This is a genomic window from Streptomyces sp. NPDC036822 (assembly GCF_055609145.1).
Genome location: NZ_JBVJPY010000003.1, coordinates 368742 through 390490, shown reverse-complemented (window position 1 = coordinate 390490; position 21749 = coordinate 368742). Strand labels below are relative to the sequence as shown.

Annotated in this window: 20 protein-coding genes and 1 riboswitch; of the genes, 10 read left to right on the top strand and 10 right to left on the bottom strand. The window is 74.1% G+C overall.

The window, feature by feature from the left end; genetic code table 11:
* Nucleotides 1–3 precede the first annotated feature (3 nt).
* On the bottom strand, nt 4–3621 hold the full coding sequence (cobN, locus tag ACZ68P_RS09285) for a cobaltochelatase subunit CobN (RefSeq protein WP_471004444.1): 3618 nt from the start codon (nt 3619–3621) through the stop codon (nt 4–6).
* A gap of 38 nt (nt 3622–3659) precedes the next feature.
* Nucleotides 3660–3798, bottom strand: a riboswitch (cobalamin riboswitch).
* A 43-nt stretch (nt 3799–3841) separates the two neighbouring features.
* On the opposite strand from cobN, the gene cobG reads away from it, so the two are divergent.
* Genes cobG through ACZ68P_RS09270 form a run of 3 tightly spaced genes read left to right on the top strand, consistent with a single transcriptional unit; the run spans nt 3842 to nt 7313 of the window.
* Complete coding sequence (cobG, locus tag ACZ68P_RS09280; protein ID WP_471004442.1) at nt 3842–5182, top strand: precorrin-3B synthase; 1341 nt, start codon at nt 3842–3844, stop codon at nt 5180–5182.
* Between the two features lie 14 nt (nt 5183–5196).
* On the top strand, nt 5197–5832 hold the full coding sequence (locus ACZ68P_RS09275) for a precorrin-8X methylmutase (RefSeq protein WP_365713624.1): 636 nt from the start codon (nt 5197–5199) through the stop codon (nt 5830–5832).
* Nucleotides 5829–7313, top strand: coding sequence for a precorrin-2 C(20)-methyltransferase (locus ACZ68P_RS09270; RefSeq protein ID WP_471004440.1), 1485 nt, complete (start codon nt 5829–5831; stop codon nt 7311–7313). Before ACZ68P_RS09275 ends, ACZ68P_RS09270 begins: the two co-directional genes overlap by 4 nt.
* Here ACZ68P_RS09270 and ACZ68P_RS09265 read toward each other — a convergent pair.
* Together ACZ68P_RS09265 and ACZ68P_RS09260 are read right to left on the bottom strand one after the other, a co-directional pair.
* Nucleotides 7285–8847, bottom strand: a complete 1563-nt coding sequence (locus tag ACZ68P_RS09265; protein WP_471004438.1) for a serine hydrolase — start codon at nt 8845–8847, stop codon at nt 7285–7287. The two genes, ACZ68P_RS09270 and ACZ68P_RS09265, sit on opposite strands and share 29 nt — an antisense overlap.
* Nucleotides 8848–8967: 120 nt before the next feature.
* On the bottom strand, nt 8968–9696 hold the full coding sequence (locus ACZ68P_RS09260; protein ID WP_471004436.1) for a cobalt-precorrin-6A reductase: 729 nt from the start codon (nt 9694–9696) through the stop codon (nt 8968–8970).
* A 12-nt stretch (nt 9697–9708) separates the two neighbouring features.
* Between ACZ68P_RS09260 and ACZ68P_RS09255 the strand changes: the two genes are divergently transcribed.
* A complete protein-coding gene (locus ACZ68P_RS09255; protein ID WP_471004434.1) occupies nt 9709–10845 on the top strand; it encodes a cobalt-precorrin-5B (C(1))-methyltransferase in 1137 nt (378 codons plus the stop codon).
* A 183-nt stretch (nt 10846–11028) separates the two neighbouring features.
* On the opposite strand, the gene ACZ68P_RS09250 is transcribed toward ACZ68P_RS09255, so the two are convergent.
* Complete coding sequence (locus ACZ68P_RS09250; protein ID WP_471004432.1) at nt 11029–11811, bottom strand: hypothetical protein; 783 nt, start codon at nt 11809–11811, stop codon at nt 11029–11031.
* 115 nt (nt 11812–11926) lie between these two features.
* Here ACZ68P_RS09250 and ACZ68P_RS09245 point away from each other — a divergent pair, with 115 nt between their 5' ends.
* A complete protein-coding gene (locus tag ACZ68P_RS09245) occupies nt 11927–12001 on the top strand; it encodes a 50S ribosomal protein bL37 (RefSeq protein WP_403856427.1) in 75 nt (24 codons plus the stop codon).
* Between the two features lie 68 nt (nt 12002–12069).
* Here ACZ68P_RS09245 and cobM read toward each other — a convergent pair whose 3' ends face one another.
* Nucleotides 12070–12819 (bottom strand): precorrin-4 C(11)-methyltransferase, encoded by a 750-nt coding sequence (cobM, locus tag ACZ68P_RS09240; protein WP_365713062.1) that lies wholly within the window; start codon nt 12817–12819, stop codon nt 12070–12072.
* The gene (cbiE, locus tag ACZ68P_RS09235; RefSeq protein ID WP_471004430.1) at nt 12816–14039 is read right to left on the bottom strand and encodes a precorrin-6y C5,15-methyltransferase (decarboxylating) subunit CbiE; all 1224 of its coding nucleotides are present in this window, start codon (nt 14037–14039) and stop codon (nt 12816–12818) included. The genes cobM and cbiE overlap by 4 nt, the downstream gene beginning before the upstream one ends.
* A 175-nt stretch (nt 14040–14214) precedes the next feature.
* Here cbiE and ACZ68P_RS09230 point away from each other — a divergent pair, with 175 nt between their 5' ends.
* Both ACZ68P_RS09230 and ACZ68P_RS09225 read left to right on the top strand, forming a co-directional pair.
* Nucleotides 14215–15291 carry an LLM class flavin-dependent oxidoreductase gene (locus ACZ68P_RS09230; RefSeq protein WP_471004428.1) on the top strand — a complete coding sequence of 359 codons (1077 nt, stop codon included), beginning with the start codon at nt 14215–14217 and terminating at the stop codon, nt 15289–15291.
* 3 nt (nt 15292–15294) lie between these two features.
* Nucleotides 15295–15918 carry an FMN reductase gene (locus ACZ68P_RS09225; RefSeq protein ID WP_471004426.1) on the top strand — a complete coding sequence of 208 codons (624 nt, stop codon included), beginning with the start codon at nt 15295–15297 and terminating at the stop codon, nt 15916–15918.
* Between the two features lie 7 nt (nt 15919–15925).
* Here ACZ68P_RS09225 and ACZ68P_RS09220 read toward each other — a convergent pair whose 3' ends face one another.
* From ACZ68P_RS09220 to ACZ68P_RS09205, 4 genes are all read right to left on the bottom strand, one after another.
* Nucleotides 15926–16792: an ABC transporter permease gene (locus tag ACZ68P_RS09220; RefSeq protein ID WP_471004424.1), complete on the bottom strand. Its 867-nt coding sequence runs from the start codon at nt 16790–16792 to the stop codon at nt 15926–15928.
* A complete protein-coding gene (locus ACZ68P_RS09215; protein ID WP_471004422.1) occupies nt 16789–17757 on the bottom strand; it encodes an ATP-binding cassette domain-containing protein in 969 nt (322 codons plus the stop codon). The genes ACZ68P_RS09220 and ACZ68P_RS09215 overlap by 4 nt, the downstream gene beginning before the upstream one ends.
* A 253-nt stretch (nt 17758–18010) precedes the next feature.
* Nucleotides 18011–18451 carry a hypothetical protein gene (locus tag ACZ68P_RS09210; protein WP_471004420.1) on the bottom strand — a complete coding sequence of 147 codons (441 nt, stop codon included), beginning with the start codon at nt 18449–18451 and terminating at the stop codon, nt 18011–18013.
* A gap of 107 nt (nt 18452–18558) precedes the next feature.
* Complete coding sequence (locus ACZ68P_RS09205; protein ID WP_471004915.1) at nt 18559–19914, bottom strand: aminotransferase-like domain-containing protein; 1356 nt, start codon at nt 19912–19914, stop codon at nt 18559–18561.
* Between the two features lie 118 nt (nt 19915–20032).
* Between ACZ68P_RS09205 and ACZ68P_RS09200 the strand changes: the two genes are divergently transcribed.
* The 3 genes from ACZ68P_RS09200 to ACZ68P_RS09190 are packed head-to-tail and all read left to right on the top strand — an operon-like array spanning nt 20033 to nt 21733.
* Nucleotides 20033–20824: an alpha/beta fold hydrolase gene (locus tag ACZ68P_RS09200; protein WP_471004418.1), complete on the top strand. Its 792-nt coding sequence runs from the start codon at nt 20033–20035 to the stop codon at nt 20822–20824.
* A 37-nt stretch (nt 20825–20861) separates the two neighbouring features.
* Nucleotides 20862–21302, top strand: coding sequence for a DUF7144 family membrane protein (locus tag ACZ68P_RS09195; protein ID WP_471004416.1), 441 nt, complete (start codon nt 20862–20864; stop codon nt 21300–21302).
* Nucleotides 21299–21733: a hypothetical protein gene (locus ACZ68P_RS09190; RefSeq protein WP_471004414.1), complete on the top strand. Its 435-nt coding sequence runs from the start codon at nt 21299–21301 to the stop codon at nt 21731–21733. The genes ACZ68P_RS09195 and ACZ68P_RS09190 overlap by 4 nt, the downstream gene beginning before the upstream one ends.
* Nucleotides 21734–21749: the final 16 nt, after the last annotated feature.

Genomic DNA, 21749 nt, shown 5'->3' with positions numbered 1-21749 from the left:
GCGTCAGTCCTCGGTGCCGTCGTCCTCCAGGTCGCCCTCGGTCTCCAGGAACACCTCGCGCAGCGCCGCAAGGACCTGCGGGTCCGGCTTCTCCCACATGCCGCGGGACTCCGCCTCCAGGAGACGCTCCGCGATGCCGTGCAGCGCCCACGGGTTGGCGTCCTTGAGGAAGGCCTGGTTCTCCGGGTCCAGGACGTACGTCTCGGTGAGCTTGTCGTACATCCAGTCGGCGACCACGCCGGTCGTGGCGTCGTAGCCGAAGAGGTAGTCGACGGTCGCCGCGAGCTCGAAGGCGCCCTTGTAGCCGTGGCGGCGCATCGCCTCGATCCACTTCGGGTTGACCACACGGGCCCTGAAGACCCGGGAGGTCTCCTCCACCAGGGTGCGGGTGCGGACCGTCTCGGGGCGGGTGGAGTCGCCGATGTACGCCTCGGGGGCCGTGCCCTTCAGCGCGCGGACGGTCGCCACCATGCCGCCGTGGTACTGGAAGTAGTCGTCGGAGTCGGCGATGTCGTGCTCGCGCGTGTCGGTGTTCTTCGCCGCCACGGCGATCCGCTTGTACGCCGTCTCCATCTCCGCCCGGGCCGGGCGGCCTTCGAGACCGCGGCCGTAGGCGTAGCCGCCCCACACGGTGTAGACCTCGGCGAGGTCCGCGTCCGTGCGCCAGTCGCGCGAGTCGATCAGCTGGAGGATCCCCGCACCGTACGTGCCCGGGCGGGAGCCGAAGATACGGGTCGTGGCGCGCCGCTCGTCGCCGTGCTCGGCCAGGTCGGCCTGGGCGTGCGCCCGTACGTAGTTGGCGTCGGCCGGCTCGTCGAGGGCGGCCGCGAGCCGGACGGCGTCGTCCAGCAGGCCGATGACGTGCGGGAACGCGTCCCGGAAGAAACCGGAGATCCGCAGGGTGACGTCGATGCGGGGGCGGCCCAGCTCGGCGAGCGGGATCGGCTCCAGGCCGTTGACGCGGCGGGACGCCTCGTCCCACAGCGGGCGGACGCCCAGCAGGGCCAGCGCCTCCGCCACGTCGTCGCCGGCCGTGCGCATGGCGCTCGTGCCCCACAGGGAGAGACCGACCGAGGTCGGCCAATCGCCGTTGTCGGTGCGGTAGCGCTCCAGGAGGGAGTCGGCGAGCGCCTGCCCGGTCTCCCACGCGAGGCGGGAGGGGACGGCCTTGGGGTCGACGGAGTAGAAGTTCCGGCCGGTCGGCAGCACGTTGACCAGCCCGCGCAGCGGCGAGCCCGACGGCCCGGCCGGCACGAAGCCGCCGTTCAAGGCGTGCACGGCGTGGGTGAGTTCGTCCGTGGTGGCGGCGAGCCGGGGCACGACCTGCTCGCAGGCGAAGCGCAGGACGTCCGCGACCTCGGGGCCGTACGCGCCGGCGATCCCGGCGACGGCGTCCACGGACCAGTCCGCGGCCTCCAGCGCCTCGACGAGCTCCCTGGCCTTCTCCTCGGCCTCGTCCGCGGTCCGCAGCGTCGCGGCCGACTCGTCGAGTCCCAGGGCCTCACGGAGGCCGGGGAGCGCCTGCGTGCCGCCCCAGATCTGCCGGGCGCGCAGGATCGACAGCACGAGGTTGACCCGCGCCTCGCCCTTCGGCGCCCCGCCGAGCACGTGCAGACCGTCCCTGATCTGCGCGTCCTTGACCTCGCAGAGCCAGCCGTCGACGTGCAGCAGGAAGTCGTCGAAGCCGTCGTCGTCGGGCCGGTCCTCCATCCCCAGGTCGTGGTCGAGCTTGGCGGCCTGGATCAGCGTCCAGATCTGGGCGCGGATCGCCGGCAGCTTCGAGGGGTCCATGGAGGAGATCTGCGCGTACTCGTCGAGCAGCTGCTCCAGGCGCGCGATGTCGCCGTAGGAGTCGGCGCGGGCCATCGGCGGCACCAGGTGGTCGACGAGCGTGGCGTGCACCCGCCGCTTGGCCTGGGTGCCCTCGCCCGGGTCGTTGACCAGGAAGGGGTAGATCAGCGGGATGTCGCCGAGCGCGGCGTCCGGGCCGCAGGCGGCGGAGAGGCCGGCGTTCTTGCCGGGCAGCCATTCGAGGTTGCCGTGCTTGCCGAGGTGGACCATCGCGTCCGCCCCGAAACCGCCGTCCTCGGCGCGGGCGGCGATCCAGCGGTAGGCGGCGAGGTAGTGGTGGGACGGCGGGAGATCGGGATCGTGGTAGATCGCGATGGGGTTCTCGCCGAAGCCGCGCGGCGGCTGGATGAGGATCAGCAGGTTCCCGCGCCGCAGGGCCGCGAGGACGATGTCGCCCTCCGGGTTGCGGGAGCGGTCCAGGAACATCTCGCCGGGCGCCGGGCCCCAGTGCTCCTCGACGTGGCGGCGCAGTTCCTCGGGCAGGGTCGCGTACCAGCGCTTGTAGTCGGCGGCCGGGATGCGGACGGGGTTGCGGGCGAGCTGCTCCTCCGTCAGCCAGTCCCGGTCGTGGCCGCCGGCCTCGATCAGGGCGTAGATCAGCTCGTCGCCGTCGCCGGAGACCAGACCGGGGATCTCGTCCTCGGGCCCGAAGTCGTACCCCTCCTCGCGCAGGCGCCGCAGCAGCGCCACGGCGGAGGCGGGGGTGTCGAGGCCGACCGCGTTGCCGATGCGGGAGTGCTTGGTCGGGTACGCGGAGAGGACCAGGGCGAGCTTCTTCTCGGCGTTCGGGATGTGCCGCAGGCGGGCGTGGCGGACGGCGATCCCGGCGACGCGGGCCGCGCGCTCGGCGTCGGCGACGTACGCGGGCAGGCCGTCCTCGTCGATCTCCTTGAAGGAGAACGGGACGGTGATGAGCCGGCCGTCGAACTCGGGCACGGCGACCTGGCTGGCGGCGTCCAGCGGGGAGAGACCCTCGTCGTTCTCCTCCCAGGCCGCGCGGGAGCCGGTGAGGCACAGCGCCTGGAGGATCGGCACGTCGAGGGCGGCGAGCGCGCCGGCGTCCCATGCCTCCTCGTCTCCGCCCGCCTGGGCCTCGGCGGGCTTGGTGCCGCCGGCCGCGAGGACGGTGGTGACGATGGCGTCGGCGCCGCGCAGCCGGTCGAGCAGCTCGGGCTCGGGGGCGCGCAGGGAGGCGACGTACAGCGGGAGCGGGCGGGCGCCGGCGTCCTCGAGGGCGTCGCACAGGGAGCCGATGAAGGCGGTGTTCCCGCTCATGTGGTGGGCGCGGTAGTAGAGCACGGCGACCGTGGGGCCGTCGGCGTTCCTCGGCTCGCGCTCCAGGGGCCCCCAGGTGGGGGCGGCGGCCGGGGCCTCGAAGCCGTGGCCGGTGAGCAGCACGGTGTCGGCGAGGAACCGGGCGAGCTGCTCCAGGTTGTCCGGGCCGCCGTGCGCCAGGTAGGCGTGGGCTTCGGTGGCGACGCCGATGGGGACCGTGGAGGCCTCCATGAGCTGGGCGTCGGGGGCCTGTTCGCCGCTGAGGACGACCACGGGGCGGGCCTGGCCGTCGGCGAGCAGGGCGTCCAGGCCGTCCTCCCAGGCGCGCAGCCCGCCGAGGAGGCGGACGACGACGAGGTCGGTGTCGTCGAGGAGGCCCGGCAGCTCGTCGAGGCCGAGGCGGGAGGGGTTGGCGAACCGGTAGGCGACCGGGCCGCCGGCCGCGCGGGCGCTGAGCAGGTCGGTGTCGGAGTGCGACAGCAACAGAATTCGCATGCGAGCGCAGGCCTTCCTCGGGGTTGTCCGCGCCCCGGGTGGTCGTGTGGACGGCGGGAGTTCCTGACTCACCCGGCCCCCGTTCCCGGGACGGGCTCACAGTGGCGGGACCGCGCCGGAATCTCACCGGGCTTCCTCCCCGGGGTCCTGGGACCCCATGCCGTCTGCATAGTAGATCCTGCGCGCGGCGGCCCGAAGGGTCGGCCGGATCCACGTGGGTATGCTCGCCGCCATGCCGCCCACCCCACCCACAACGCCCAACCAGGGCGAACCTCTCATACGGGACCGTGGCGATGCCTGCCCCGGGGCGCTGCGACTGCACCCCGCCGACGACGGCCGCCTGGCGCGATTGCGCCTGCCCGCAGGGCTGTTGACGGCGCGTCAGGTGCGGTGTCTGGCCTCGGCGGCAGACGAGCTGGGCGACGGCCGGATCAGCGTCACCTCACGGGGGAACGTGGAGCTGCGCGGCCTCGGCGAGGACTGCGGGGCGGCCCTCGCCGGGCTGCTGGCCCCGGCCGGACTGCTGCCCTCCGTGACCCACGAGCGCGTCCGGAACATCGTCGCCTCGCCCCTGGCCGGAGTCGACGGAAAAGGCTGCCAAGACGTGCAGTTGTGGGCGCGTGAGCTGGACGCCCTGCTGTGCTCGCGGGACTGGACGACGGCACTTTCCGGTCGTTTTCTCTTCGCCCTGGACGACGGGCGCGAAGACGTCGGCGGACTCGGCGCGGATGTGACGTTGTTCTCAACCTCCACGACGTCCGCGATGTCCGCGATGACGTCAGGAGCTTCCGGATCCGGCGCGCTGCTGCGGGTCGCCGGGTGCCGGGTCTTCCGGGTCGCGGCCGCCGACGCGCCCCGCGCCGCCCTCGCGGCCGCCGACGCCTTCCTGGCCGCAGCCCGTGAGGCCGGCACCGGCGCCTGGCGCGTGCGCGAACTCCCGGAGGGCGTCGGGCCGGACCTCGCGGCCGCGCTCGACCGCGCGGGCGTCCCGGCCGAACCCCTGGCGCCGGACGCCCCCGGCACGGCGGGCCCGGACGCCGACGGCGCGGGGCCGCGCCCCGGCGTCCACGCCCACCCCCTGACCGGGAAGCACGCCGTCGCCGTCGCCGTCCCGCTCGGCCGCCTCACCTCCGCGCAGCTGCGCGCCCTCGCCCCCGACGACGACGGCGGCGGTGGCGAGCTGCGGCTCACTCCGTGGCGCGGAGCCGTCGTGACCGGCCTCGCCGACCGAGCGGCCGCCGGGGCGCGGCTCGACGCGCTCGCCGAGGCCGGACTGATCACCCGCGCCGGCTCCCCGTGGCTCGGCGTGGGCGCGTGCACCGGACGGCCCGGGTGCGCCAAGTCGCTCGCCGACGTCCGGGCGGACGCGACCCCCGGCCACGGCGCGGGCGGGCTCCCCGTCCACTTCTCCGGCTGCGCACGGCGCTGCGGCCACCCCAAGGGCACCTGGGTCGACGTCGTCGCCACCGGCGACGCAACGTACGAGGTCGACGGCGTCCCCACCCCGAGAACGCAACTGGCGGCCGCTGTGGCGACAGCCCGTACACCCACCACGAGATGAGCGAGAGCAACAGGATGTTCGACTACGAGAAGGACGGCGCGGAGATCTACCGCCAGTCCTTTGCCACGATCCGCGCCGAGGCGGATCTCGCGGGTCTGCCCGCCGACGTCAGCCAGGTCGCGGTCCGGATGATCCACGCCTGTGGCATGGTCGACCTCGTCCGGGACCTCGCCTACTCGCCCGAGGTCGTCTCGCGCGCCCGCGCCGCCCTGCGCGCCGGCGCGCCGATCCTCTGCGACGCGCAGATGGTGGCCAGCGGGGTGACCCGCAAGCGGCTGCCCGCCGACAACGACGTGGTCTGCACCCTCTCCGACCCCTCCGTGCCCGCCCTCGCCGCCGAGCTCGGCACGACCCGCAGCGCGGCGGCCCTGGAGCTGTGGCGCGACCGCCTCGAAGGCTCGGTCGTCGCCATCGGCAACGCGCCCACCGCCCTCTTCCGCCTCCTGGAGATGATCGAGCAGGGCGCCGGGCGCCCGGCGGCCGTCCTCGGCATACCGGTCGGCTTCATCGGCGCCGCCGAGTCCAAGGACGCGCTGGCCGCGCACGCCTCCGGCGTCGACCACCTCGTCGTCCGGGGACGGCGCGGCGGCAGCGCCATGACGGCCGCCGCCGTCAACGCGATCGCGACCGAGGCGGAGATCCAGGCATGAGCGGCAAGCTGTACGGGGTCGGACTCGGCCCCGGCGACCCGAACCTGATGACCGTCGCTGCCGTGAGGGCCATCGAGGCCGCCGACGTCATCGCGTACCACTCGGCCCGCCACGGCCGGTCCATCGCCCGCTCCATCGCGGCCGAGCACATCCGCGAGGACCACGTCGAGGAGCGGCTGATGTACCCGCTCACCGTGGAGACCACCGACCACCCCGGCGGCTACCGGGGAGCGCTCGACGACTTCTACGAAGAGGCGTCGGCACGGCTCGCCGCCCACCTGGACGCGGGCCGCACGGTCGCCGTCCTCGCCGAGGGGGACCCGCTCTTCTACGGCTCGTACCAGCACATGCACAAGCGTCTGGCACACCGCTACGACACGACGGTCATCCCCGGCGTGACCTCGGTGAGCGCCGCCGCCGCCCGGCTCGGGGAGCCGCTGTGCGAGGCGGAGGAGGTCCTGACGATCATCCCCGGCACGCTGCCGGAGGACGAGCTGACGGCCCGGCTCGCGGGCACGGACTCGGCGGTCGTGATGAAGCTGGGGCGGACCTTCCCGACCGTGCGGCGCGCCCTGGAGCGGGCCGGCCGGCTCGACGACGCGCGGTACGTCGAGCGGGCGTTCATGGCCGGCGAGCGGACGGCGACGCTGGCCGAGGTCGACCCGGCCTCGGTCCCCTATTTCTCGGTGGCCGTGCTGCCCTCCCGCATCGACCAGGAGGCGCCCGTACGCGAACGGGGCGAGGTCGTCGTCGTCGGCACCGGCCCGGCGGGCGCGCCCTGGCTGACGCCGGAGTCGCGCGGCGCCCTGGTCAACGCCGACGACCTGGTCGGCTACACCACCTACGTCGACCGGGTGCCGGTCCTGCGGCCGGGCCAGCGGCGCCACGGCTCCGACAACAAGGTCGAGTCCGAGCGGGCCGAGTTCGCCCTCGACCTGGCGCGGCGCGGGCGGCGGGTCGCGGTCGTCTCCGGCGGCGACCCGGGCGTCTTCGCGATGGCCACGGCGGTCCTGGAGGTGGCGTCCGAACCGCGCTACGCGGACGTGCCCGTGCGCGTCCTGCCCGGGGTCACCGCGGCCAACGCGGCGGCCGCGGCGGCGGGCGCCCCGCTGGGCCACGACTACGCCACGATCTCCCTGTCCGACCGCCTCAAGCCCTGGGACGTCATCGCCGAACGGCTGCGCGCCGCGGCGGGGGCGGACCTGGTCCTCGCCCTCTACAACCCGGGGTCGAGGGCCCGTACGCACCAGGTGGCGGCCGCCCGTGACCTGCTGCTCGAACTCCGCTCGCCCGAGACGCCGGTGGTCGTGGCGCGGGACGTGGGCGGGCCCGAGCAGTCGGTGCGGGTGGTGACCCTGAAGACGCTGGAGCCGTCGGAGGTCGACATGCGCACGCTGCTGCTGATCGGCTCCTCGCAGACCCGGGCCGTCGAGCGCGGCGACGGCCGGACCATCACCTGGACGCCCCGCCGCTACGGGTGAAGGTCCCCAGGCCCTCGGTGTCCAGGTACTCGACGGTGAAGGACTTCCCGTCCGGGGTGAAGGTGACCCCGGTGAGCCCGACGGCGTTCTCGCCGGCGGTCGGGAAGCTGAACGTGTCGCCGGCGTAGTGGGTGAGCCGGTACGTCTGGGGCTTCGGCCCCAGACGGAGCGTCAGGGCGCCGTCGGCGCCGGCGACGACCTCGGCCCGGCCGTAGTAGTCGTTCTCGTACGTGCCCGCGTAGGTCTCCGCCGCCTTCGCGGGCGCCGCACCGGACGGCGGGTGGGCGTAGTCGGTCTTCGAACGGCCCGCGTCCGCCTCCTGCTGGTACAGCGCGTCGACGATCGGCATCCAGTCGCGGCTGACCTCGCCGGTCTGCGCGATGTCGAAGAAGTCGAGGGCGACGGCGTCGGCGACGCCGACCGGCGCGGTGTTGGTCAGGACGACGATGCCGAGCTGCTCGCCGGGCAGCATCGTGACGTTCGTGTGCGCGCCCTCGGCGAAGGCTCCCGTGTGGGAGAGCCTGAGCCGGCCCTGGTCGTCGTAGCTCACGTTCCAGCCGAGGCCGTAGAAACCGGTCCGGGCGGCCGGGGCGTGGGGCGGGTTCGACACCGACTCGGGCTGGTGGGTGCGCTCCAGGGCCTCGGCGTCGACGATCTGCCGGCCGTCCAGCTTGCCGTTCGCGAGCTGGAGCCGCATCCAGGTGGCCATGTCACGGGCGGTCGAGCTGACGCCGCCGGCGGGGGCCTGGGCGTCCGGGTCCCTGACGAACTCCGGCTTCCAGACGCCGTCCACCTTGACGTGGCCATAGGCGCGGTCGGGGGCCTTCACGAAGTCCTCGAAGCGCGAGCTGGTGGAGTCCATTCCGGCCGGCTTGTAGAGGGTGTCGGCGGCCAGTTTCTCCCAGGGCACGCCCTTCGCGTCGGCGACGGCCTGGGCGGCCGCCGTCAGGCCGTAGTTGGTGTAGGCGTAGCTCGCGCGGAACGGGGCCAGGGGCTCGTGGCGCAGGTGGGACAGGATGTACGCGCGGTCGTAGCCGAGGTCCTCCAGCAGGTCTCCCGCGTGGTCGGGCAGGCCGCTGCGGTGGGAGAAGAGGTCCTCGACCGTCACGTGCGAGGTCACCCACGGGTCCTTGAGCCGGAAACCCGGCACGTGCGGGGCAACGGGCATGGTCCAGCCTCCGGTGCCCACGGCCCCGGAGACGATGGTCGAGGCGATCGGCTTGGAGACGGACGCGAGCTGGAAGACGGTGTCGGCGTCGACGGCCGCCTTCTCGCCGGCCTTCCGCACGCCGTACCCCTTCAGGTGCAGCACCTCGCCGTCATGGACGACGGCGACGGCGACGCCCGGAACGCCGGTGCGTTTCATGGCCGCCTGGACGACTCCGTCGAGCCGGTCGACGGCGCGTCGTACGTCCGCCCGGTCGAGCTGGGCGGGCGGCTGGGGCGGGGGCGGCGACGGGCCGGGCGCGACGAGCCCCGCTCCGCCGAGCAGCCCGACGAGCCCCGCGCCGAGAAGGCCACGGACGTTTCCCATGCCTCTCATTGAACGACGGGGACCGGTCTTTGTCGCCCGGAGGACGGACCGCCCGGCGCGGGCCGGGCGCGCGTCCCGGCGTGCCCACGCGAACGGCTGCGGGCCCCCGGCCGGGACCGCTCAGCGGCGGCCGCGGACCCAGGCCGCGGCCTCCTCCGGGGTCGTGGCGACCGGGACGCCGTCCGGTACGGGCGGGCGACGGACGACGACCACCGGGATGCCCGCCTCCCGCGCGGCACGGAGCTTCGGGGCGGTCGCCGCGCCGCCGCTGTCCTTCGTGACGAGGACGTCGACGCGATGGCGGCGCAGCACCTCCCGCTCGCCTTCGAGCGTGAAGGGCCCCCGATCGAGCAGGACTTCGACACGGCCCGGCATCGGGGCGTCGGGCGCGTCCACGGACCGTACGAGGAACCACTGCGGGCAGTCGGCGAACGCGGCGAGCCCCATCCGTCCCGTCGTCAGGAACACCCGCTCCCCGAGGCCGTCCAGGGCGGCGGCCGCCTCCTCCAGGGAGGCGACGGAGCGCCAGTCGTCGCCCGCCACCGGGACCCAGCCGGGACGCCGCAGCGCGAGCAGGGGAACATGGGCGGTGGCGGCCGCCCGGGCCGCGTTGAAACTCATGGTCCGCGCGAAGGGATGGGTGGCGTCGATGACCGCGTCCACACCCTGTGCGCGCAGCCAGTCGGCCAGCCCCTCGGCCCCGCCGAACCCGCCGATCCGCACCTCTCCCTCCGGCAGCCGCGGCCGCGCGACCCGTCCGGCGAGGGAGCTGGTGACCCGGACCTCGGAGTGGAGCGCCGCGGCCAGGGCGCGGGCCTCGGTCGTGCCTCCGAGGATGAGTACGTGCATGGGAGTCCGTTCATGAGTTCCGGCGGCGGGCGCGAGGCCCAACTCAAGCACACGGGTCTGCGCCCCGGTTGGACGACCGGTGCCTGCGCGACGGCGGCGACGACGGCCGCGTACACGGCGCTGCTCGGCGGCGACTTCCCGGACCCGGTGACGATCACGCTCCCGAAGGGCGGGCGTCCGGCGTTCGCTCTCGCCGCCGAGGAGCGCGGCCCCGACCACGCCATGGCGGGGATCGTGAAGGACGCGGGCGACGACCCGGACGTGACCCACGGCGCGCTGGTCCGCTCGACGGTACGGCTCCTCCCGCCCGGCTCCGGCGTCGTGTTCCGGGCCGGACCCGGCGTCGGCACCGTCACGCTGCCCGGCCTGCCCCTGGAGGTCGGGGAACCGGCGATCAATCCCGTCCCGCGCCGGATGATGCGCGAGCACGTCGCCGAGGTCGCCGCCGCGCACGGCGCCCCCGGCGACGTCGAGGTGACCGTCTCGATCGACCACGGCGAGGAGATCGCCCGCTCCACCTGGAACCCCCGGATCGGCATCCTCGGCGGGCTGTCCGTCCTCGGGACGACCGGCGTCGTCGTGCCGTACTCCTGCTCGGCATGGATCGACTCCATCCGCCGCGGCGTCGACGTCGCCCGCGCGGCGGGCCTCACCCATGTGGCGGGCTGCACGGGCTCCACCTCCGAGAGGACGGTGACGACGCTCTACGACCTGCCGGAGATCGCCCTGCTCGACATGGGCGACTTCGCGGGCGCCGTCCTGAAGTACGTCCGCCGCCATCCCGTGGACCGGCTGACGGTCTGCGGCGGCTTCGCCAAGCTCTCCAAGCTGGCGGCCGGCCATCTCGACCTGCACTCGGCCCGTTCGCAGGTCGACAAGCCCTTCCTCGCGGACCTGGCCCGCGCGGGCGGCGCCCCGGAGCCCCTCGCGGACCGGATCGCCTCGGCGAACACGGGCCTGGAGGCCCTGCGCCTCTGCGAGGCCGCCGCCGTGCCCCTCGGTGACCTGGTGGCGTCCCGGGCCCGGGACGAGGCCCTGGCGGTCCTCCGGGGCGCGCCGGTCGCGGTCGACGTGATCTGCATCGACCGGGCGGGTACGGTCGTGGGCCGCTCGGACGTCAGGGGCCCGCGGGGCCCGGGCGGGGTGTAGCCCGCCGGAGGGCCTGATGGGCCACACGGCCGGGCGCGCGAGGTGTAGCCCGCCCGACGGGCCAGAGGGGCCGCACGGGGCGGGGCCCGCGAGGACCGCAGGACGGGACGGGACCGCGGGGGGGCTCGAAGGACCCGGCCCGGACACGGTGACCCGGCCGCTCGGGGCCGGGGCTCGTCGGGGTCAGCGGGCGCGTGGGTAGCCGATCTCCGTGATGTCCTCGGCGAGGCCGGCCAGGGTCACCCGGGGGTTCAGGGCGGCGACCAGTTCGTCGGTGAGCGGGCGCAGGGCGAGCACGTGCCGTACGGCGTCCAGGTCGACGGGGAGTTCGAAGTACTCCCCGGCCCACCGCGCGTACGCCTCGGCCGAGCGGTCGACCAGGAGGCCGAAGAGGAAGTCCGTGTCGTCCGTGTCACGGGCGGAAGCACCGGCGGCCCGGGCGGTCTCGATCCGGGCGCCCTCGGCCGGGGCGCCCTCGACCCGGCCCTCCTCGACCCGAGCATCCTCGGCCGGGGCGTCCTCGGCCGGGGTGTCCTCGACCCGGGTGTCCTGCTCCGGCGCCTCGTCGAGGGAGGCCGCCCCCACCTGCCAGGCGCTGTCCCCCGTCAGCCGCCACAGGCAGACCGTGACAAGCGGTTCGCCGTCCGGGTGGGCGAACGCCGGCTCCTCCACGTACGCCCGGAAGGCCTCCGGCACCCGCGCGACCGCGCGCCGCCCGCCGCTGCCGATCGCATGGGCGAAGCCCCGCAGGTACACCCCGGCGGGGGACATGACGAGCGAGAACTCGTCGCCCTGGCCGTCGCGCATCGAGGCCATCTCCTCCGTCGGCGACCAGTGCGCGTCGAAGGAGTGGTAGCGGTCCTCCCACTCCGGGCTGAGCACCGCGTCCAGCATCGCCAGGGCGCGGCAGTGGTCACGCAGGGCGGCCGGCTCCGGCAGGCGCCGGGCTACGTCGTGTACGGTCACGCGCCCATCCAAGCGCACGGCGCCCACGAGGGCCCCACGGCTCCCGCATGCGGCGAGGCCCCCGCGACCCTAGACTCGCGAGGGCAAAGAGTCCCGATCGAAAGGGTTCGTACCCATGTCGAAGCGAGGCAACAAGCGACGCGCCCGGAAGAAGAAGGGCGCGAACCACGGCAAGCGCCCCAACAGCTGAGGCCTCCCCCGCGCGTTCCCGGGGCCGGTGGCACGTCGTCCGCGACGGACCGCCGGCCCCGTTCCGCGTCAGCAGACGTGCCGCTCCCGCGCCGGGTCGTAGAGGTGGCTGTCGCGGAACTGGGTGGCCGCCAGCGTCCGGCCGACGAGGATGACGGCCGTCTTCGTGATCCCGGCCTCCTTCACCTGGGCCGCGATGTCCTCCAGCGTCCCCCGCAGGATCACCTCGTCGGGGCGGCTGGCCATCGCCACGACCGCCGCCGGGCAGTCGGCGCCGTAGTGCGGGAGCAGCTCGCCGACCACGCGGTCGACGTAGCGCGCCGCCAGGTGCAGGACGAGGAGCGCGCCGCTGCGGCCGAGGGTCGCGAGGTCCTCGCCCTCGGGCATGGGGGTGGCCTGCTGGGCGATGCGGGTGAGGATGACCGTCTGGCCGACGGTGGGCACGGTCAGCTCCCGCTTGAGGGCCGCGGCCGCCGCCGCGAACGCCGGGACGCCCGGGACGACCTCGTACGGGATCCCCAGCGCGTCCAGGCGCCGCATCTGCTCGGCGACCGCGCTGAAGACGGAGGGGTCGCCGGAGTGCAGCCGGGCCACGTCCTGTCCGTCCTCGTGGGCGCGGACGATCTCGGCGACGATCCGGTCCAGGTCGAGGTCGGCCGTGTCGACGAGGCGGGCGTCCGGCGGGCACTCGGCGAGCAGCTCGCGGGGGACCAGGGAGCCGGCGTAGAGACAGACCCCGCAGGCGGCGAGCGTCCGCGCGCCGCGCACGGTGATCAGGTCGGCCGCGCCGGGCCCGGCGCCGATGAAGTAGACGGTCATGCCTCAGAACCTTTCGTTACGGACCACTGGGTGACCGGCATCGCCTGCCGCCAGCCGGTGAAGCCGCCGACGGGGACGGCCTGGGCGACGGCGAGCCGGACCAGCTCGCCGCCGAGCCGGCGGTACCGGTCCGCGAGCAGCGCCTCGGACTCCAGCGTGACGGTGTTCGCGACCAGCCGGCCGCCGACGGGAAGCGCCTGCCAGCAGGCGTCCAGCAGGCCCGGCGCGGTCAGACCGCCGCCGATGAACACCGCGTCGGGTGCGGGCAGCCCGGCGAGCGCCTCGGGCGCCGGTCCGGTGACGACCCGGAGGGCGGGTACGCCCAGGGCGGCGGCGTTGCGGTCGATCCGGGCGGCCCGCTCGGGCGCCTTCTCCACCGCGATCGCCCGGCAGGAGCGGTGCGTGCGCATCCACTCGATGCCGATCGAGCCCGAACCGCCGCCGACGTCCCAGAGCAGCTCGCCGGGGGCGGGGGCCAGCGCCGCGAGCGTGGCCGCCCGGACGTACCGCTTGGTGAGCTGGCCGTCGTGCTCGTAGGCCTCGTCCGGCAGGCCGGGGGCCGCGCCGAGCCGGGGTGCGTCAGGGGACCGTACGCAGTCGAGCGCGACGATGTTGAGGGGGTGGCCGGGCTGCTCGGGCCAGGTGGCGGCGGTCGCCTCGACGATCCGTTCGTCCCGCGAGCCCAGCTGTTCGAGGACCCGCATCCGGGTCTCCCCGAAGCCCTTCGCCCGCAGCAGTCCCGCCACCTCCGCCGGAGTGGCGCCGTCCGCGCTCAGGACGAGCAGACGGCGCCGGTCGTGGAGCGCGGCGGCGAGGGAGGCGAGGGGCCTGCCGACCAGGGTGACCGTCTCGACGTCCTCCAGCGGCCAGCCGAGGCGGGCGCAGGCGTGGGAGACGGAGGAGGGATGGGGCAGGACGTGGAGCCGGTCGGCGCCGATCGTCTCGGCGAGGGTGCGGCCGATGCCGTAGAACATCGGGTCGCCGCTGGCGAGGACGGCGATCTCGCGGCCCTCGTGGGCGGCGAGCAGGCCGGGGACGGCGGGGCGCAGGGGCGACGGCCAGGCGATCCGCTCTCCGGGGCACTCGGCCGGGGGAAGCAGGTCCAGCTGGCGGGGGCCGCCGACGAGGACCTCGGCGGTGCGCAGGGCCCGGCGAGATCTCTCGGGCAGTCCGTCCCAGCCGTCCGCGCCGATTCCGACGACCGCTATCGCACCGTTCACGTCGGCGACTCTACGGGAGCCCGCGCGGGCCGCTCCGGGCGGCTGGTCCTCCCTGGCCGGAGGGCCGGAAGCGCCCGGCGCAGCGGAATAGGACGGCGGGGTGCGCCGTTGGAGTGGATAGTTTAAGGTTCAACCAACACCGGCCGAGTGAGCCGGTCCGCGAGAGGTGAGCACGATGCAGTTCGGGATCTTCACCGTCGGCGACGTCACGGCCGACCCCACCACCGGCCGCACGCCGAGCGAGAACGAGCGGATCAAGGCCACCGTCGCCATCGCGCTGAAGGCGGAGGAGGTCGGCCTCGACGTCTTCGCGACGGGCGAGCACCACAACCCGCCGTTCGTGCCGTCCTCCCCGACGACGCTCCTCGGCCACATCGCGGCCCGCACCGAGAACCTCATCCTGTCCACGTCCACGACGCTGATCACCACCAACGACCCGGTGAAGATCGCCGAGGACTACGCGACCCTCCAGCACCTCGCCGACGGCCGCGTGGACCTGATGATGGGCCGCGGCAACACCGGCCCGGTCTACCCGTGGTTCGGCCAGGACATCCGCCAGGGCATCCCGCTCGCCATCGAGAACTACGCGCTCCTCCACAGGCTGTGGAGGGAGGACGTCGTCGACTGGGAAGGGAAGTTCCGCTCCGCGCTCCAGGGCTTCACCTCGACGCCCCGCCCGCTGGACGGCGTCCCGCCGTTCGTCTGGCACGGCTCGATCCGCTCCCCCGAGATCGCCGAGCAGGCCGCGTACTACGGCGACGGGTTCTTCGCCAACCACATCTTCTGGCCCAAGCAGCACACCGAGAAGATGGTCCGCCTCTACCGGCAGCGGTACGCGCACTACGGCCACGGCACGGCCGAGCAGGCGATCGTCGGCCTCGGCGGACAGGTCTTCGTGCGCAGGAACTCCCAGGACGCGGTCCGCGAGTTCCGCCCCTACTTCGACAACGCGCCGGTCTACGGCCACGGCCCGTCCCTGGAGGAGTTCAGCCGGGAGACCCCGCTGACCGTCGGCTCGCCCCAGGAGGTCATCGAACGGACGCTGTCCTTCCGGGAATACGTGGGCGACTACCAGCGTCAGCTGTTCCTGGTGGACCACGCGGGTCTGCCGCTGAAGACGGTCCTGGAACAGCTCGACATACTCGGCGAGGAGGTCGTCCCGGTGCTGCGCAAGGAGTTCGCCAACCTGCGGCCGGCCGGTGTCCCGGCGACCGCCCCGCTCCACCCCGCCGTACGCACTCAGGAGGCGTAAGCCATGCAGACGCTCCAGCTGGTCGCCGTGTCCGCCGGACTCAGCGCCCCTTCCTCGACCCGGCTGCTCGCCGACCGTCTCGCGAAGGCCGCCGAGCAGCGCCTGACCGAGCAGGAGTACGCCGTCGAGGTCCGGGTGGTCGAGCTTCGCGACCTCGCCGTGGACATCGCGAAGAACTTCGTCACCGGCTTCCCCTCGGCCGGTCTCCAGGCCGCGATCGACGCCGTGACCGGCGCCGACGGGGTCATCGCGGTGACCCCCGTCTTCACCGCCTCGTACAGCGGCCTGTTCAAGTCCTTCTTCGACCTGATCGCCCCGGACGCGCTCACCGGCAAGCCGGTCCTCGTCGCGGCCACGGGCGGTACGGCCCGTCACTCCCTCGTGCTCGACCACGCCCTGCGGCCGCTCTTCGCCTACCTGCGGGCGCTCGTGGTCCCCACCGCGGTCTACGCCGCGTCGGAGGACTGGGGCTCGGGCGGCGACGAGTACACCGACGGCCTGCCCTCCCGGATCGCCCGCGCCGGGCGGGAGCTGGCGGAGTTCGTCGCGGCCCGGCCGGCCCGGGAGGCGGAGGACGACGAGGTCGTGCCGTTCGAGCAGCAGCTCGCGGACCTGCGCCTGGACTGACGCACGGCTACTTGCGGTTGTAGAGCCGCATCGTCACCGCGCCGAAGACCACCACGAAGAGCGCCGACCACCCCAGCGACCAGGCGATGTCCGCGGCCGGCCAGTGCCCCGCCATCAGCTCCCGTACCGCCGTCGCCAGATGCGTCACGGGGCTGTTGTTGACGAAGGCCTGCAGCCAGCCCGGCATCGTCTTCGGATCCACGAAGACGTTGCTCAGGAACGTCAGCGGGAAGATCACCATCATCGAGACGCCCATGACCGACTTCTCGCTGCGCAGCATCAGCCCGAACATCGTCCAGATCCAGGAGAACGCGAACGAGAACACCATCAGCAGCACCACGCCCGCCACGACGCCGAGCACTCCGCCGTCCGGGCGGTAGCCGATGAGCAGGCCGACGGTGAGCATCACCGCCGAGGCGATCAGATAGCGCACCACGTCCCCGAGGAGATAGCCGACCATCGGGGCCGGCCGCCAGATCGGGAGCGTACGGAAGCGGTCGAAGACGCCCTTCTCGATGTCGGTGTTGACCGACACCCCGGTGTACATCGTGATCATCACGACGCTCATCACCAGGATGCCGGGCAGCAGGAACTGGATGTACGCCGAGACCGACCCGGCCAGCGCGCCCCCGAAGAGGTACGTGTACATCAGCACCATCATGATCGGGAACGCGGTCACGTCGAAGAGCTGCTCCGGCACGTGCTTGATCTTGAGCATGGCGCGCCAGCCGAACGTCAGCGACGCCGACAGCGCGCTGGGCCGGGGCGGCCGCTCCCGCCCGACCAGGAGCGCGGTCAGCTCCTCGGCGCGGGGGGCCTCGAAGTCCAGGGCGTCGCTCCGCTGCGCGTCCTTGTTGGTGGCGACGGTGCTCATGCCGTCGTTCCCTTCCGGTCGGTGAGGGCGAGGAACACCTCGTCGAGGCTGGGCTGGCCGAGCGCGAAGTTGTCGACCGTGATCCCGGACGCGGCGAGCTCGGAGAGGGCCCGAGCGGCCTGCTCGGCGGCGCCGAGGTCCGTGCCGTGGCCGTTGACGGTGGCGGTCAGGGCGACCGGGTCCGGGTCGAGCTGGACGGAGGCGTTCAGGGCGGTCGCCAGGACCCGCTCGGCGGCCGGACGCTGCTCGGCGTCCCGCAGCCGCACGTGGACCGAACCGGAGCCCACCGACGCCTTCAGCTCGCCCTTCGTGCCCTCCGCGATCACCTTGCCGTGGTCGATCACGGCGATACGGGAGGCCAGCTGGTCGGCCTCGTCGAGGTACTGCGTGGTGAGCAGCACGGTGGTGCCCTGCGCCACGACCGCGCGGACGATGTCCCAGACCTGGTTGCGGCTGCGCGGATCGAGGCCCGTGGTCGGCTCGTCGAGGAAGAGCAGGTCGGGGGTGTTGAGGATGGACGCGGCGATGTCGATACGGCGCCGCATCCCGCCCGAGTAGTGCTTGACCTGCTTGTCGGCCGCCTCGGCGAGTCCGAACGCGGCGAGCAGCTGCGCGGACCGCTCCCGGGCGGCCGGCCGGGCGTGGCCGAGGAGCCGGGCCAGGAGCACGAGGTTCTCGGTGCCGGTCAGGTCCTCGTCCACGGAGGCGTACTGCCCCGTCAGGCTGACCCGGCCCCGTACGGTGTCGGCGTCCCGCACCACGTCCTTGCCGAAGACACTGGCCCGGCCGCCGTCGGGGCGCAGCAGGGTCGCGAGCATCTTGACGGCGGTGGTCTTGCCGGCTCCGTTGGGGCCGAGGACGCCGTAGACGGTGCCGGCGGGGACGCGGAGGTCGACACCGTCCACCGCGCGGTTCGCGCCGAAGACCTTGACCAGGCCCTCGGTCTCGATGGCGAGGTCGGTCATACGCGCTTCCCTCCGGGGGGACGACGGGCGCCGGAGCCGGGCCCGGAAGCCAAGGGTCCGGAACATGCCGTGCGGCCCTTCCGGCCGCTCCTCCCCAGTCTCCGACGGTCACGCGCCCCGGTCCACCGCTTACGCGATGTCGTGCGCTCGCCGGTCTCCGCGGCGCGGATGGAGCCGTGCCGAAGGGCGGACCATGACGAAGGGCGGACCGTGACGAGCGGCGGGGGCCGTTACGAGGGGCGGGCGCGGGCCGTTACGAGGGGCGGCCCGCCGGACGTCCGGTCGCGTCCTCGTGGGTGTAGAAGACGTAGAAGGCGACGCAGAACGCGCCGAAGGCGACGAACAGCGAGTACACCACCGCTGTCAGCACGCTGGCGTTGGACAGGCTGAAGAGGAAACCGATCGCGATGCCGGACAGCGCCGCCCAGGCCACCGCGCGCAGTTCACGGGGCAGGGCCCGCTGCCAACGGCGCAGCGAGTGGACGGCGACGGCGAGCGCCACGGCGGAGACCAGTCCGAGGACGGCCTGCTGCCAGGTGCCGGGGCCTCCGTGGCGGGCGACGGTCGACGTGTAGAGGCCGTAGATCACGCCCAGGATGACGGGCAGCATCCATCCGTGGGTGCCGAGCCGGTGGCCCTTCTGCTGGTCCTTGCGCCGAGGACGGCGCCGGGCCTGCGTCGCGGCATGTGCCATGGCAGGAGCTCCTTCACATCTCGCCCCCCTCCCTCCTCAAGGGCACACCCGCGACGGGCTCACCCGCAAGTGGAACGGGGTGCGGAGATCGGGGCGAGCCTCCGGGCTCAGGGCCCTGCGTCGGCCAGCGACGCCAGCCGGGCCAGGGCGGCGTCCAGCTCCGGCAGCGACGGCGAGGCGAGCCCCACGCGCACCGCGTCGGGGGCCGATCCGGCGCCCACCGCGAAGGCGCTGCCCGGCGTGACCGCCACTCCCGCGCGCTCGGCCGCCGCCGCGACGAAGGTCTCCGCCCGCCAGGGGGCGGGCAGGTCCCACCAGCAGTAGGCGGCGTGCGGCGAGGTGCGGATCGCATACGCGCCGAGCCGGCGCCGCACGAGGTCCCCCCGGGCCGCCATGTCCCTCCGCTTGGCCGCCACCACCTCCGCGACCGTCCCGTCCTCCGCCCAGCGCGTCGCCGCCGCCAGCGCGAGACCGCCCGCCGTCCACGCCCCGGAGCGCAGCGCCTCCGCGAGCGCCTCCCGGTGCCGGGCGGGGGCCACGAGATACCCGACCGTGAGACCGGGGGCCAGCCGCTTGGAGAGGCTGTCCACGAGAACGACGTGCTCGGGGCCGTACGCGGCCAGGGGCGGCGGGGACGCCGCCCCCCGCGCTTCCCCGGCACCCGGCTCCAGGAACGCCCACGTCGTGTCCTCGATCGCCGTCAGGCCCGAGCGGCGCAGCACGTCCGCCAGTTCGGCGCGTCTGCGTCCGCTCATCGTCAGCGACAGCGGGTTGTGCAGGGTCGGCTGGACGTACACCGCGCCCAGCGGGGCCGCCCGGTGTGCCGCCGCGAGGGCGTCCGGGCGCATGCCCTCCCCGTCGAGCGCGATCGGGACCAGCCGTACTCCGAGCCGCTCCGCCACCGCCTTGACCAGCGGATACGTCAGCGCCTCGACGGCGAGCCGGCCGCCGGGCGGGACGAGCGCGGAGACCGCCGCCGCGATCGCCTGGCGGCCGTTGCCCGAGAACAGCACCCCCTGGGGGTCCGGCTCCCAGCCGCCCCGCCCGAGCACGCGGACGGCCGCCGCCCGCGCCTGCGCCGTCCCGACCGCCGCCACGGGACGCGCGGTCGCCCCGGCCAGCACATCGGCCCGGGCGAGCGACGCCAGCGCCCGGGCCATCAGCTCCGCCTGGCCCGCCACCACCGGGTAGTTGAGCTGGAGGTCGACGGGCGCGGCCCCGGTCGCCTCCGCGAGCGCGGGGCCGGGCAGCGGCGGAGCGGCCCGGACGAACGTGCCCCGCCCCACCTCGCCGACGACCAGGCCCCGCCTGGCCAGCTCGCCGTACACCCGGATCGCCGTGGAGCCCGCGATCCGGTGACGGCGGGCGAAGACGCGCTGGGGAGGCAGCCGGTCGCCGGGCCGCAGGCGCCCGTCGGCGATCCGCTCCGCCACCCGGTCGGCGATCCTCCGGTAATCCTCCACGCCCACCCACCGCCCTCCACAGCCCGCCCGCGTCCATCCAACCGCCGCGACCACCGCCATTGCACCGAGAGCAAAGATTTCATTGCACCGATACCGGCCGCCTGCCTAGCCTCCGACCATGCCTTCCGCAGAGATCAACGGAATCACGATCGGCTACGAGGACAAGGGCACGGGCCCCGCGCTCGTCCTGGTCCACGGCCACCCCTTCGACCGCACCATGTGGCAGCCGCAGATCGACCGCTTCTCCGAGACGCACCGGGTGATCGCCCCCGACCTGCGCGGCTACGGAGCGACCACCGTCGTCCCCGGCCTCACCCCGCTCTCCGACTTCGCCCGGGACCTCGCCGCCCTCCTCGACCGGCTCGGCGTCGCGGAGTTCGTCCTCGGCGGGCTCTCCATGGGCGGCCAGATCGCCATGGAGTGCTACCGCCTCTTCCCCGAGCGGATCCTCGGTCTCGTACTCGCCGACACCTTCCCGGCCGCCGAGACAGAGGAGGGGAAGGCGGCCCGCAACGCCGCCGCCGACCGGCTGCTCGCCGAGGGCATGCGCCGCTATGCCGACGAGGTGCTCGACCGGATGGTCGCCCCGTACAACACCCATGCCGCGCCCCACGTCCACCGGATGATGTGCGCGACGGACCCGGCGGGCGCGGCCGCCGCGCTCCGTGGGCGGGCCGAGCGACCCGACTACCGAGAACTGCTCACCACCGTGGCCGTGCCCGCCCTGGTGGTCGTGGGCCGGGACGACACCTACACCCCCGTGCCGGACGCCGAGGCGATGCACGCGGCGCTGCCCCACTCCACGCTCGTGGTCGTCGAACGGGCCGCCCACCTGCCCAACCTGGAGCGGCCCGAGGAGTTCGACGCGGCCCTGGCGGCGTTCCTGCGCTCACCCGTCCGGCCCCGCTGAGCGATCGGACCCGGCCGTTCGGCTCCACGATGGGCCCATGAGCCAGAACACCGCACCCCGTAGGACCGGCCCCGGCGCCGGGGCGGCCTGGGCCGCCGGCGGCACCCTCTTCGCCGGTGTCCTGATGCTGGTCATCGGCATCATGGACATCTTCCAGGGCATCGCAGGGATCGCCCAGGACGACATCTACGCCGACATCGGCGACTACGTCTTCAAGTTCAACCTCACGACGTGGGGATGGATCCACCTGATCCTCGGCATCGTCGTGGCCGTCACGGGCTTCGCGATCCTCAGGGGCTCGGACGCGGGCCGGGTCGCCGGTCTCACCCTCGCCGTCCTGAACGCCGTCGCGCACTTCCTCTTCATCCCGTACCAGCCGTGGTGGTCGCTGCTCTCGATCGCCGTCTCGATCTTCGTGATCTGGGCGCTCGCCACCTATGACGACACCCCGGGCCGCGGCAGCGCGGCGCCCCGGTGAACCGTCGACGGGCCGTGGTCCTCGCGACCGCCACCGCGCTCCTCGCCCTGTCCTCCTCCGCCTGCACGGAGGAGGACAGGGCGAAGGTCGAGGGCGTCGTCTCGTCCGCGACCGGGGCGGCCGCGTCGAAGATGGGCGAGATCAAGGACGGCGTGGACGCCACCGGCGACGTCAAGGCCGGGCCGGTGAAGGCGGACGGCGACCGGGTCGCCACCGAGGTCACCGTCTCCCGGCCCGCGGGCGGCGACGCGCGGACCGCCGACTACACGGTCCTGGTCAACTTCCGCGACGACGGAGGCGGCCTCCTCGACTCGGTCGTCCTGTCCGTCGACGGTGTCGCGCCCGGCGCGTCCAAGACCGGCACGGCCCGCAGCAACCGGCCGCTCTCCGGCGCGACGAAGGCCGAGATCGGACAGGCCCTGCGCCACTGACGGCGCGGGGCGCGCG